Here is a 12,854-nt window from a genome sequence, read left to right on the forward strand (position 1 = left end):
AGAATGGTTCAGCTTCTTTGAAACACCTACAGAGACAAACCCAATCCGGCATTTCTTTGGGGGGCGCGTGCCTAACACCGGGCGCTGTAGGCAATTGCGAAAGTGGTCTAATTTGCAGCCCCATAACTTCGCTCTGCGAATACACATGCAATTCACCTAGCGAATGCAACACTCGCTATAATACCGCAAGCAACATCTGCACTCAGGCACATTATTGCCAACAGAGTTGTCAGAGTCAAACAGACTGCAACAACTCTAACCCGACTTGTGTTCAGGAAATTTGTTATACGGCTTGCAAAACTTCTTCACAGTGCCCTGAAGGTCAACAATGTCTAGGTGGTTATTGCCAATATCAAACTTGCAAGTCTGTCGGCGCCTGTAACCCAGGCTATCAAAATTGCTATAATAATAGTTATTGTACGCCTGTTGAATGCGGTGGAACAGTATGCGGATTAAACGAAAGTTGCAGCAATGAAAACTGCCAGTGTGGTAGTGGACCTGCTTGTAGCGCTAACTTAAACTGTTCAGCATTGGGCCCTGCAGGCGTCTGTCAATGCGGAAGCACCAACAAAGGATGTAACCCCGGTGAAACTTGTCAGGGAAGCGGGACTGCAGCAGTGTGTCAGTGCGGTAGCAACCCATCCTGTGGAGATAACGGAATCTGCAGCAACGGTAATTGCACTTGTAACGGGCAACGATGTGCCGCTGGCCAGTCCTGTCTCCAGGGAAAATGCGCTACACCCATTCAATGCGGTGGAGCTCCTTGCGTAGGCGCCTGTATCGACAATCAATGCGTCCCTGGTTTCAGCGATAACACTTGTGGCCCCGGCGGGTGCCTAGAAGGGCAAGCTTGCTTTAGTGGACACTGCTTGACGCCATGCGGAAGCACCGGAAATTACTGTTTAGCCAGTGAAACATGTGGCGCTGATGGTCAGTGCCATTGCGGCTCATCGGCAGGAGCAGTATGCTCGTCTGGAACAATTTGTGCCAATACTCAATGCATTACCAAACAGTGTGGTGATGGATATCTGACAACCGGTGAAGTATGCGATGAAGGAGACAGCAGTAAATATCTTTCTGCTGCTTCGGGATGCCCATCGGATTGGTCCGCATCGCCACAAGGTAACTGCCAGCCCAACAAGGATGGCGCGGGCAATGGAAATAACGGCCATTGTGCCAAAGACTGCTCTACGCAATGCGTTTTGTTAACCTCAACCGGATCAAAATATTGGCCACCTTCGCAGCTAGCTACGGCACTCAATAACCTCACAACCACAGCTTGTGACTCCGGAAACTCCTGCGCCTCGTGTTCTTCATCCCAGCTATGCCCCGTTGGTCAAAGTTGCAACAACGGAACATGTCAAATCGCGAGTTGGCCTACAGCGTCATCTCCGGTAACGCAACAGCAGTGTCCAAACGGTTTGGGTATTTGGGTTAAGAATAGTTCAGCTGGAACGACGCAACTTAGTTCTCCGCTCTTGGTTAACACCTCGGTGGCAATCTATGGTGGTTTTGCTGGTACTGAAAACACAGTTTATGATCGAACAGATCCTGCGCTTGCAACCCCTTTGCCTGCTCAGGCAAATCCTGCTCCTTTAGGAAGGCATGGTTTTAGCGGAACGATTCTAGATAGTAACGGGCAATCTCCAATTTTGTATCTGGGAGATGGGAGTTCCGGCAAAAATTTTAGTCTCGTCATAGATGGGTTTCAGTTAAAGGATGGCAGTTCTACCACTCTCAACCCGGCCTGTACAAAGTCTAGCGCAACACCTGCCTCTCAAGCAGCAGGTGGGGTTACAGTTTGCAGCAACATTAATGCCACGCTGCAAAATTTGCGCATTGTTGAAAATAGTACGACTGCCGATGGAGGCGGCATTAAGAATTTAGGCGGGATAACGCTCAGAGATTCGATAGTCTCTCTCAACACCGCGCAAACAAGCGGCGGTGCAATCAGCCATAATTCTTCTTCGACCTTTGCAAGCACGATTGAAAGGGTAACTATTTACGGCAACGGTTTCTACGCTGTTTCAACTTTGTCGCCTTTATGCACGATTGCAGGCAATCAAGGCGTATGCCCAACGGGCAGTTGCACGGGTGGTTCATGTCCGAACGCTGTATATCAGGGTAGCGGTGGGGGCGTAGCCGCTGCTGGTACTGCACCGTTACAAGTATATGCGTCTAAGTTTAACCTAAATCAGGCTTATTATAATGGTGGCGGCATCTATTCTACTTCACCGTTAACTGTCGCCAGCTCCGTGTTTACAGGAAATTGGGCGAGTTTCGCGGGTGGAGGGTTATATTTGGGCGGTGCTGTAAGCGCCAACTTATCCAATTTAACTGTTATTGAGAACGCAGCTTACAATGCCGGCGGTGGAGGTATTTATGATGTTACTACTGGAGCTTCTGCATCGCAGATAGTGAACAGCTTATTCCGAAACAATAAGGGACTACGTCCCTTTAATGATACGAGTTTTCTAGAGTGGGCTGGAAATAGAAATCTTTCTGTCAAATCTCAATTTTGGCCTACTCAGATTAATTCGATTTTGAGCAATTTAGGCTTTCCTCAGCCTAATATTGTGAATAGTTCTAATCTGATAGAGGCTTCATATGTCGATATGTGCCCGGCTATCGCATACAATTATGGCAACGGGCAATGTGACGGCACGTCACTTTGTGGCACCTTACCTGCAATGAATGATGCCAATCACAAAATTACTTTTAATACATATACATCTGCGACAAATGTGTGTGATGCCACCGAATTTTCGGACTGTATTGCACCCACGTATCGCAATTGCTCTCCTGTCCTTTCAGGAAAAACCATTCCAGCAAGCAGCCAATCGATAGTCTATTCTAAAGATTATTTTGGAAATCCCAATACAGGTGCTTACGGAGGAGCGTACCAATCCGAATGTGAAAGGCCTAGGGATTGTCCACCTCAGCTTAATTTATGTATAAATGGAAGCTGTGGTCAGTGCAGCAGCGATGCTGATTGCTCAGGACGCACGCCGTTCTGTGTAAAATTAAGCTGTGTTGAATGTCGAGATTCTAACGCCTGCAGTAATGGAGCGACGTGTACACAAGGCGCTTGTCCGAATACTTGCGGTCCCAACTTCGGAGTCTGCCCTCCCGGTCAGGCGTGTCTGTTCAATGTTGGCAGCTACAGCTGCGTGTGACTCATTAAAAAACAAAACTCCCACAAGATTGCGGCTCGTTTGCTATGATACATTAATCTTATGCGTATTCTTTTGGTTGCCCTCTCAGTGTTGGTGATAAGTACCTGCGGCAGAGAAAAAAGTCTCGGCTCTGGTGATTTAGCGAATTGTAACGGAAATACAGCTGATGATAAGGGGCATATTTGTCTAAACGGCCAATGGAGGATTACAGAAGACGGAGAGTGTGGTGTCCTAGCTGATGGTACTAAGGTTTCCGGGTGCCCTTCGAACTATACCTGCCAAGCTAACGTATGTATCCCGTCTCCCACTAACCCCCTAATTTGGTTCGCTACCGATCCCATCCAGCCTGGGACTGCGACTTCTGGACTGGGCTCTAATCAGGACTACATTTATAATATTATGGCCAAAGGTTATTCGTCATTAGATGACTGGTGTATGAGTCAGGCCCAGCAATCGAAGTTGCCGACAATACGAAATATTACTTCATGGAAAGCGTTGATTATCGCTCAACCGGACAATAATCCAAATCAACTAGGGACGGATGGAGCGGCACGCTTTAGTTTGTTAAACTTTTCGTTGGTTGGCGGTTTGCCTCAAATTCCATACAATATGCCTGACGGCACCCAAAGCCTCAGTGGGAATTCTCTAAAAATGGAAGATAAGCATGGTGATGTATATTTAAATTCAAAGAGTACGGGGTTTTGGACAGGCTTGGGTGCTTCGGGTGGTCCGCCTAGTATATGGCAGTGTAATACGAATCCCTATGTGGGGTTCACAAAGCATACTTGGATACTCCCCAAAAATTTTGTTGTACCAGTCGCAAGCTCTTCCACTTGTGGTTATAACAATAACGTTTGGAGTAATAACCAATCGAATGTTGGTGGTTCCATGGTAATAATTCCTTATCCCCAGGATTGTGTAAGCAGTCCCAACGCCATTGCTTTCTTAGAAACCGGTGATGCGGGCCTAAATGGGAATGGTGTAAGTTGCCAGGAAAGCACATGGGGTTGTACTGTTACAGCGTGCCCTTATTCCTACACAGTAGATACAACACCGTCTTTAGGAGATATTGGTAGTTGTAGCTCGGACAATCCTTTATCCGCGAATTGCAGCGGATTCAAACCAATTATTTGCTTATCCAATGGTTAGTTAGCTTCCAATAAGGAAAGCATTTGATTTTTTGGTTGAGTTAGCTCTCAAGTTGCCTTGGAAAGACGTGCATAGTTCCAAAGCTAATGACGAGCCTAGCAGATCTCTCTATGGCGCTTCAAAGAAGAATCTCTGGAATGCGTAATCTTGTCGGGACTTTCAATGTTTACTCTGTTAATTCTTTGTTTTCAGTTGAGCTTACTTTGGCTCGGCTGAACTTTGTCGGAGATTTGTTGCACTGCGACAAGAGCATGCAGATTTAAAAATCCAGATTACCTCTCTTAGGCTTCCGATAGGAATTTGCTTAGATATCTGTTGGATGCATCCGGCAGTACGACCAGTATATTAGGCTTTGCCCGCTTAAACGCTGGCATCCTTTCCTTGATATATTTAATCGCCCCCACAACCGCAGAACCGGACGATCCGCCGCACAAAAGGCCTTCTTCTTTAATCAGTCTGCGAGCCATCGCAAATGATTCTTCGTCGCCCACCTGGATAACATCGTTCATGCAGGCGATATTCATCGTTGACGGCATGAAATCTTCTCCAATTCCCTCAATGCGATAGGACTTAATCGGTCCAGGCTTTCCGTGATGAAACAGGTCAAAATAAATACTGCCTACCGGATCAACACCGACGATTTGGACTTCCGCATTTTTTTCTTTCAAAAACCTGGACGTGCCAACGACCGTGCCGCCGGTGCCAATGCCCGTGATAAAGACATCCAGCTCGTGCCCCATTTGCTTCCAGATTTCAGGGCCAGTGCTGTGGTAATGAGCGTCCGGGTTGTCCTGATTGTGATATTGATTAGCGTAAAAGCAATTAGGCGTTTCTTTGGCGATGCGCATGGCTACTTGATAATAGCTCCGCGGATCCTCGGCCTCCACATCTGTTGGACAAATAACGACTTCGGCACCGACCGCTCGTAATAACCGTCTTTTATCTTCGCTTTGCTTGTCCGGCATCACAAAAATGCATTTGTAACCTTGGCGAGCTCCAGCCAACGCGAGGCCTAGGCCGGTATTGCCGCTGGTTGCTTCAACAATGGTGCCACCGGGTTTCAGCAATCCTTCTTTTTCAGCTTGTCGGACCAGGTATAGACCAATGCGATCTTTAATAGAGCCGCCTGGATTTAGAAACTCGCATTTAACCAAAAGATTGACGTTTAAATCCGCGCCAATACGCGCCAACTTCACGATGGGGGTATTGCCGATACTTTCCAAAATCGAGTCGAGTACTTGCATTTAAAACTCCTTTGGAACACTACACGAGTCTCGATGTCGAATGTAAATTATTTTTTAAAAAGCGGCGGAAAAGTTTTAGGTGAGAACGGGCCTTTTGAACTGGGCCGGCTGGTGCGCTCACCCAGTGTGCCAAAGCGCGCCTACTTGCGCGGCAACGCTGCCTTGCTGCACGCCAAGCCTACAGTAGGTATTGTTGGCACCCGGAAGCCTTCTGCGCTCGGTTTAAAGCGAGCGTTTGATTACGCAGCCACGCTGACCAACGCTGGCTGCCTAATTGTCTCTGGCGGCGCGCTGGGCATCGATTATGCAGCGCATCGAGGGGCTTTGTCGGTGGGTGGCGAGACGTTGTCGGTCCTCGGCGATCCGGTTTTTGAAAATAGAGATGAGCGGCCCAGGCGTATTTTGGATTTGGCGCCTTCTGAGCTTGTCACCACGGTCACCACTTATGGTCCCGGGACCAAGCTGGGCAAGACACTTTTCGTCGCTCGCAACCAATACATAGCGGCTTTGTCTGATGCCATTGTAATTATCGAAGGCATGCTTAACTCGGGAACTTTGCATACAGCTAGATATGCTGCCAAGATTGGTGTTCCGGTGTGGGCGATTCCCGGGGATCCAGACAACCCGCTGGCAGAAGCAGCAAATTTCTTGTTAGCGAGCTCGGATGCTCGGCCACTTTTAAACACCAACGCTTTAATCGAAAGTTTAGGTTTAAATATTGCTGAGCCAACTCCAGAACCAGCTGTTGCGGAAGGCGAAGGTGAGATTTGGGAGGCTTTTAAATCTAACAATGGACGCGTGACGCTTGACTTATTGTGTGAGATGCTTAAAGTGCCGATTTTTCAAATCCAGTCAGACTTGCTTGAGCTTGAATTGATGGGTACGATTCAAAGAGAAGGCGCAGAATTTGTATGGCAAAATCGCTCGTTATCGTAGAATCACCGGCTAAGGCTAAGACTATCCGCAAATATTTAGGGGATGGTTATGATGTTAAAGCGTCGGTGGGACATATTATAGATTTACCCCCAAGTCGCATGGGCGTTAATCTAGACAACGGGGAATTTACCCCTGAATACGTTCACATTGAAGGTAAAAGCAAAGTCATTGCTGAAATTCAAAAAGCCGCCAAGGGCGTAGACATGGTCTACCTGGCGCCGGATCCGGATCGCGAAGGCGAAGCTATTGCTTTCCACTTGGCAGATTTAATTCACGAAAAGCATCCTAAGGTGCCAGTCTCGCGCGTTCGCTTTCATGAAATTACCAAAAAAGCGGTGCAAGCGTCTTTCTTACATCCCGCTGCGCTTGATCAAAAACTATACGATGCTCAACAAGCGCGTCGTATCTTAGACAGAATCGTAGGCTATCAAATCAGCCCTGTGCTATGGAAAAAGGTACGCAGAGGCCTGAGTGCTGGCCGTGTGCAATCTGTGGCTGTGCGATTGGTTGTCGATCGTGAACGCGCTATTCAAGCGTTCGTGACGGACGAGTACTGGAGTGTAGAAGCGCTCAGTGACGCCGGTAAAAAGCCTCTGTTTACTGCTAAACTGCTTAAAACCGACGGCAAAAAAGCAGAACTCACTACTGGCGATCAGGCCTCTAGTGTTAAGAGTGAGCTTGAACAAGCAAACCCTGTTGTCAGTGAAGTGAACAAGTCTCGACGACAACGTAAGTCCGGCCCACCGTTCATTACCTCTAAATTGCAGCAAGATGCAGCCAGAGCATTTAGATTTACGACCAAAAAAACCATGATGTTGGCTCAATCCCTTTATGAAGGGGTTGATTTGGGCGAAGAAGGCTCCGTGGGTTTGATCACCTACATGCGTACCGACTCGACCAGCATCAGCGCGGACGCCATGTCATCTGTGCGTGATTACATCGCTCAGACTTTTGGCAGCGATTTTCTACCTGAAAAACCTAACTATTATAAGAATAAAAAGAGTGCCCAGGAAGCGCATGAGGCCATCAGGCCGACGTCTTTGGCCTACTCGCCTGAGTTCGTTCGCGCTTATTTAAAGCCCGACCAGTTTAAGCTCTACAAGCTCATTTGGGAGCGCTTCGTGGCATCTCAAATGTCACCGGCTCAATACGATCAAACTCAAATCGATATTACCGCTGGCAGACATATTTTAAGAGCAACTGGCTCTATCTTGGTGTTTGAAGGATTCTTGAAAGTCTATCGCGAGCAGCTCGATGAAGATGATGCGGCTGCAAAGGACGAAGAAGACGAAACCAAGACTCAGTTGCCTCAAGTTGAAAAAGGCGATGCGATTGCTTTCAAAAAAATCGACGCGCTGCAACACTTTACCCAGCCGCCCCCAAGATTCACCGAAGCGAGCTTGGTTAAAGAACTAGAAGACAAAGGCATCGGTAGACCGTCAACCTACGCCAGCATTTTGTCGGTTATTCAGGACAAAGAATACGTCGAAAAGAAGGAAGGGCGCTTTTACCCTTCTGAACTCGGCATGATTGTGACCGACCTGCTGATCGAGTCTTTCCCTAAAGTCATGGACGTTGCGTTCACGGCTGGCATGGAAGAAAATCTCGATAAAATCGAAGAAGGCGATGCCACCCTAAAAAAAGTCCTGAACGATTTCTACGATCCATTCAAAGAATCCCTGAGCGACGCCAAAGAGTCCATGCGTAATGTGAAACGCATGGAAGAGCCTACTGATATTGTATGTTCAAAGTGCAACGAACATAAAATGGTCGTCAAATGGGGAAAAACCGGGAGTTTCCTTGGATGCTCGGGCTACCCCGACTGCAAAAACACCGTCGGTTTCAAACGCGATGACACTGGCAAGATTGTCGTTGATGCGGTGCAAACCACAGACAAAGTCTGCAAAATTTGCGGCGCGCCCATGACCGTTAAACGCGGCAAATTTGGGTCGTTCTTAGGTTGCAGCAGGTACCCTGACTGCTCAGGCACCATGCCAATGCCAACCGGCATCAAGTGCCCGAAGTGTACCAACGAAGTGGCGATCAAGCGAAGCCAGCGTGGCAAGGTTTTCTACGGCTGCTCAACCTACCCAACCTGCGATTTCGTATCCTGGGACAAGCCCATCAATACACCTTGCCCTGTGTGCGAGAGCATTTATTTGGTGGAGAAAGTTTCCAAAGCCGGGGCTCAGATTAAGTGTCCATCTTGTGATTATAAGAAAGCTACAGCTGAGTGATTTACACGCCTTAAGCGCGCTGGATAAAGTAAGTTTTGACAAAGCTTGGTCTCCTCAGGCATTGTCGGAAGAGCTCGCTCATCCAGATGCACTGAACTTGGGTGTGTTCGCACCTGAACTACGCTCTGCTTTACTGACGCGTATGGTTGCGGGTGAGCGCTGGATTTTTCGAATCATGACGCATCCTGAGTTCAGACGGCAGCAGTTGGCCGAGCAATTATTGGCGCTATTGCCCAAGGAGCCACTTTGGCTTGAAGTGAATGTCCTAAATACCAGCGCTATTTCTTTCTACGAAAAGATGGGCTTTGAGATTGTGGCTACGCGCCCTGGCTACTATCCAGAAGATGCGCTAGTGATGAAACATGCTTGATTATGAATTAATTGATTACGGTAAAGGTCTTAAATTTGAACGCTTTGGATCTAAAAAACTGATTAGACCGGAAGGCAGCGTTCAAAAGCAGCCCAAAAATCCTATTTTCAGCTGGAAAGAAGATAGCGCTTGCCGTAGCCAAGGAACCAGGCACTTCGAATGGGATCCACCGCTAGAGCCATGGGTGATTGAATATGATGGCTTGAAATTGGAGCTACGGGTTACCAACTCCAAAAACATCGGTGTGTTTCCAGAGCAGGAAGCCAACTGGCAATGGCTTGCCAAGAAAGTGCAGCCCGGCATGAAGATTTTAAACTTGTTTGCCTACACAGGCGCTGCCACCATGATTTGCGCGCGTGCAGGGGCTGAGGTCTGCCATGTGGATGCATCAAAAGGCGCTGTACGTTGGGCGTCTGACAATGCCAAGCTGAGCGGCCTGGGCGAGATGCCAATTCGCTGGATTGTGGAAGATGCCATGGCTTTTTTAAGACGGGAAGCGACCCGCGGAAGAACTTATGACGGCGTAATTTTGGATCCACCACCTTTCGGGAAGGCGGATGCGGATAACTTCTTATTCAAGCGGGATATCGGGGAGCTGTTAGGTGCTTGTAAGCGCGTACTGCCTGAGCATCCTAAGCTGTTTTTGCTGAACAGCTATGCCATGAATTTAGAGCCAGAAGATCTAAGGGATCTGGTGGCTCGACATTTTAAGGGAGAAAAAATTGAAACCGGCGAGCTCAAAGTCGGCGATTTAGCCTTAAGCACTTACGCCCGGTTTTAAAAACCCTCTCTAGCGAAGCTGGAGAGGGAGTTTTTAGCTTGCTAAAAACGGGAGAGGCCCGCTTCTTAAGCCTTCAAAGCCTTCATCAATCGAGAAATTCTACGAGCTGCCGTCTTCCAGTGAAGCACGCCTTTACGGGCAGCAATCGCCAACGATTGTTGTCCCAAACGAACGTTTTCAGGGTTCACGTCAAGACGTGTTTTCTTAAGTTGGGTGTGCAATGCACTTTTAACGCTGCGATTTCTCAAACGGCGTTTTTCAGACTGAATGTGTCTTTTGGCTGCAGAAACATGGTTGGCCATAATGTGATGATCTCCGAATGGTGGATTTAAGCCCTATTTAATCTCGTTTGTCAAATGGGCCAGGGCGTGTGAAACCGCTTTTGGTACCAGAGCGCTAATATCCCCACCGAGCTGAGAAACTTCACGGACCAGCTTAGAAGACACATAGAAATGAGTCTGGCCAGTCATCATAAATACCGTCTCAATATCATCTGCCAGCTGGCGGTTCATATTGGCCATCATGAATTCATACTCAAAGTCACTGACGGCTCTAAGTCCCCTGAGCACCGTTTTGATGCCACGCTTCCTAGCGTACTCCACCAAAAGTCCGTCAAAGTTATCTATTTCTACGGTCTCTAAATGCTGGGTGCACTCTTTAAGCAGCGCCAGGCGCTGAGACCGGGATAAAAAGGCCGTTTTATTAGGGTTATTTGCCAGCGCAATAACCACATGGTCGAAAGTCCTACAGGCTCTTTCAATAATATCTAAATGACCGTTGGTGAGAGGGTCAAAGCTTCCAGGATAAATCACCGTGCGCATTAGCGAAAACCGACAAACTGTGCATCAAAAAGCCGGTAGTCACAAGTCATTTCTTCGCCTGGGTAGATATCACGTGCAGCTATGTCAACGCCCTCATCGCTTTCCATGGAGTCGGCGTCCAAGATGTTGGGCTCAAACGAATGATTAAAAAACCTGGCGTTGTCGAAACACAAAACATAAAGCCCCGAGCGCTTGCTCAGATAGCTATACCTAAAAAAGTTCTCTTTAGAAGGCTCAGAGAGAATCTCTAGCTCTTTGGGTGTGCATTTGAGATCAAAGCCAGAGGTGCTTTTCCAGGTGACTTTGCCTTGAGGAATAAATTCGTCAGCGAACAGACCGACGCCGTTGATGGAACTCATTCCTAGTTTGGTTTTTACGAGGAGCATGTTGCTAAAAATCCTTTATTGCTGAAAGAGTATTCCCATGGTTTCCCATAGGTTCTATTTAAAGAATGCCGCTTTTGGACAATTGCTCCAGGCGCACCAATGGTATGACCGCTTCCTATCGCTTAATTATCATTGGTTTTTTGGTGTCGATATTGTGATCGAGGGCCTGGAAAACCTCCCCAAAGATAAGAGTGTCATCATCGCAATGAATCAGCCGGCTTATTATACCGCTTGGCCATTTCAGTTTGCTCTCAGGCAGGAAAAACATCACCGCAGAGTCATTTCGTTCGTTAAAGCGAAAGACTTCGAAAACCCCATGCTAAAGCCCATTTGGAAGGCAAGCGGCGGGATTATGGTCCCGAGCAAAAGCCAGCTGATTTTGAGCGAGATAGGCAAACAATTTGGCCGAAGGGCAGATCCGGATGAATATACGGCTGTGAAACAAGCGATTGAGCAGGATTTGGCCCACCAGGTTCACCGTACCTACGAACAAATGCTTCGGCGTTGGCAGTTGCAAACGACGGATGTCTTAAGCAGCCAGCAGTGCCATATCATCGCCTTCCCCCAAAGTAGCCCCTCGAAAAGACTTCTGCCTTGCCAGCCTGATTTAATCCAGGAAGCCATCAAACAAAATGTTCCCATCGTTCCCGTGGGGGCTCAGGGCGCCGATTTGGTGTACCCGGGCAAGCTGCCATGGGCAAGAAAAGGGCGTGTGCACTACCGAATCGGCAAACCTTTGGTCTTTGCTGGTGCGAATAAGTCGTTGATGTTGACCCGAGCAATCAATGAGCTACTGGAGGCGCCATACCAACTAAAAGCCAGCACGCATTTCAAAACGTGATAACCATTCGTTTGCTATAATCCTAAAAGGGGGCAAACATTATGCGAATGCTATTAATTGATGGCAATACAAAAGAATTTCCAGCTTATTTAGAAAGTATGTCTAAACTCGGTAAACCACTTGAACTACTCTACACCGACACCATCCAGGCAGGGCTGAAACAAATTAAAAAGGGTGGTATCAGCGTGGTACTTTTGGCCAAGCCCCTATTTTCTGCGCAAGCAAAAATAAATAAATTAGATCCTGATCTCAAAGTTTTGCAAATCGATGGACCATCGGATAAAGCCTTCTTAGATCTAGAAAATATGGCCTAATCACGGGGCCGGAATCATTTGAAAAGTCCGATTGTCTTTAGGGACTGGAGGACTTTTTTTATGCTTAAAAATTCGTTTTTAGCCTTGACGATGGTTGTTTGTATTGGTTCCGCCCCTGCGCATGCCGTGGTGGATTCTCTGAGATTAGGCTTTGGCATTGCGACCATTGTTCCGACAGCACTTCATGCCATTGCTGCAGGATTTTCTTTTGAATCTAAAGACCAGATCTCGCCTATCGAGGGAGAGCCCCGCCGCGCGAATCAAGAGGGTGCAACAGCTTCCCATGGTGTCGCCGCGGTTCTTAATCTTGCCGCCATGGCTTCCTTGCCATGCGGTGGTTTTTTGAGCTACGTCGGTCTTCAAGGGGTGGCAGGCTTTTTCGCTGGCTCAGCATTGCATGGTAACAGCATTGCGTATTCCAAAGACGAAGCGCGGGACGATCATGGCTGGGTGACTTCATCGTTCGGAGTTGGTGTTGCTGCAACGTTGTCCACTTTGACCTTGTTCGTCGGGTCTATCGCTTCATTAGGCATTCATCATATGGTGTTGGCTGCGCCTCCTACAATGAACGCACCGATTGGCGATCAGAACTAAACTTG

At 47.8% G+C, this 12,854-nt stretch carries 14 protein-coding genes; 10 read left to right on the plus strand and 4 right to left on the minus strand.

What is annotated here, in order from left to right; all coding sequences use genetic code 11:
* Positions 1–1,421 precede the first annotated feature (1,421 nt).
* The 3 genes from V4534_00605 to V4534_00615 all read left to right on the plus strand — a co-directional run bounded on the left by V4534_00605 (position 1,422) and on the right by V4534_00615 (position 4,588).
* Positions 1,422–3,176, plus strand: coding sequence for a hypothetical protein (locus tag V4534_00605; protein ID MES2503360.1), 1,755 nt, complete (start codon positions 1,422–1,424; stop codon positions 3,174–3,176).
* A 435-nt stretch (positions 3,177–3,611) separates the two neighbouring features.
* Complete coding sequence (locus V4534_00610) at positions 3,612–4,325, plus strand: hypothetical protein (GenBank protein ID MES2503361.1); 714 nt, start codon at positions 3,612–3,614, stop codon at positions 4,323–4,325.
* Between the two features lie 86 nt (positions 4,326–4,411).
* The gene (locus V4534_00615; protein ID MES2503362.1) at positions 4,412–4,588 is read left to right on the plus strand and encodes a hypothetical protein; all 177 of its coding nucleotides are present in this window, start codon (positions 4,412–4,414) and stop codon (positions 4,586–4,588) included.
* An 18-nt stretch (positions 4,589–4,606) separates the two neighbouring features.
* On the opposite strand, the gene V4534_00620 is transcribed toward V4534_00615, so the two are convergent.
* Complete coding sequence (locus tag V4534_00620) at positions 4,607–5,569, minus strand: cysteine synthase family protein (protein ID MES2503363.1); 963 nt, start codon at positions 5,567–5,569, stop codon at positions 4,607–4,609.
* A 33-nt stretch (positions 5,570–5,602) separates the two neighbouring features.
* Between V4534_00620 and V4534_00625 the strand changes: the two genes are divergently transcribed.
* Genes V4534_00625 through V4534_00640 form a run of 4 tightly spaced genes read left to right on the plus strand, consistent with a single transcriptional unit; the run spans position 5,603 to position 9,893 of the window.
* Entirely contained in the window at positions 5,603–6,505 is a 903-nt protein-coding gene (locus tag V4534_00625) for a DNA-processing protein DprA (protein MES2503364.1), read from the plus strand.
* On the plus strand, positions 6,481–8,742 hold the full coding sequence (gene topA, locus V4534_00630) for a type I DNA topoisomerase (protein MES2503365.1): 2,262 nt from the start codon (positions 6,481–6,483) through the stop codon (positions 8,740–8,742). The genes V4534_00625 and topA overlap by 25 nt, the downstream gene beginning before the upstream one ends.
* Positions 8,714–9,112 carry a GNAT family N-acetyltransferase gene (locus V4534_00635; GenBank protein MES2503366.1) on the plus strand — a complete coding sequence of 133 codons (399 nt, stop codon included), beginning with the start codon at positions 8,714–8,716 and terminating at the stop codon, positions 9,110–9,112. The genes topA and V4534_00635 overlap by 29 nt, the downstream gene beginning before the upstream one ends.
* Complete coding sequence (locus V4534_00640) at positions 9,105–9,893, plus strand: class I SAM-dependent methyltransferase (protein MES2503367.1); 789 nt, start codon at positions 9,105–9,107, stop codon at positions 9,891–9,893. Before V4534_00635 ends, V4534_00640 begins: the two co-directional genes overlap by 8 nt.
* 65 nt (positions 9,894–9,958) lie before the next feature.
* On the opposite strand, the gene rpsT is transcribed toward V4534_00640, so the two are convergent.
* From rpsT to V4534_00655, 3 genes are read right to left on the minus strand one after another with little or no spacing between them, the layout of a single operon-like run.
* A complete protein-coding gene (gene rpsT / locus V4534_00645) occupies positions 9,959–10,195 on the minus strand; it encodes a 30S ribosomal protein S20 (GenBank protein ID MES2503368.1) in 237 nt (78 codons plus the stop codon).
* Positions 10,196–10,228: 33 nt separating this feature from the next.
* Positions 10,229–10,714, minus strand: a complete 486-nt coding sequence (gene coaD, locus V4534_00650) for a pantetheine-phosphate adenylyltransferase (protein MES2503369.1) — start codon at positions 10,712–10,714, stop codon at positions 10,229–10,231.
* The gene (locus V4534_00655; GenBank protein MES2503370.1) at positions 10,714–11,100 is read right to left on the minus strand and encodes an SET domain-containing protein; all 387 of its coding nucleotides are present in this window, start codon (positions 11,098–11,100) and stop codon (positions 10,714–10,716) included. Before V4534_00655 ends, coaD begins: the two co-directional genes overlap by 1 nt.
* A gap of 37 nt (positions 11,101–11,137) precedes the next feature.
* Here V4534_00655 and V4534_00660 point away from each other — a divergent pair, with 37 nt between their 5' ends.
* The 3 genes from V4534_00660 to V4534_00670 are packed head-to-tail and all read left to right on the plus strand — an operon-like array spanning position 11,138 to position 12,849.
* A complete protein-coding gene (locus tag V4534_00660) occupies positions 11,138–11,941 on the plus strand; it encodes a lysophospholipid acyltransferase family protein (GenBank protein ID MES2503371.1) in 804 nt (267 codons plus the stop codon).
* A 47-nt stretch (positions 11,942–11,988) separates the two neighbouring features.
* Positions 11,989–12,255, plus strand: a complete 267-nt coding sequence (locus V4534_00665) for a hypothetical protein (protein MES2503372.1) — start codon at positions 11,989–11,991, stop codon at positions 12,253–12,255.
* A gap of 60 nt (positions 12,256–12,315) precedes the next feature.
* The gene (locus tag V4534_00670; GenBank protein MES2503373.1) at positions 12,316–12,849 is read left to right on the plus strand and encodes a hypothetical protein; all 534 of its coding nucleotides are present in this window, start codon (positions 12,316–12,318) and stop codon (positions 12,847–12,849) included.
* The last annotated feature ends 5 nt before the right edge of the window (positions 12,850–12,854 follow it).

It is taken from the genome of Myxococcota bacterium, assembly GCA_040387835.1.
GTDB lineage: Bacteria > Myxococcota > UBA727 > UBA727 > JABDBI01 > JAZKCZ01.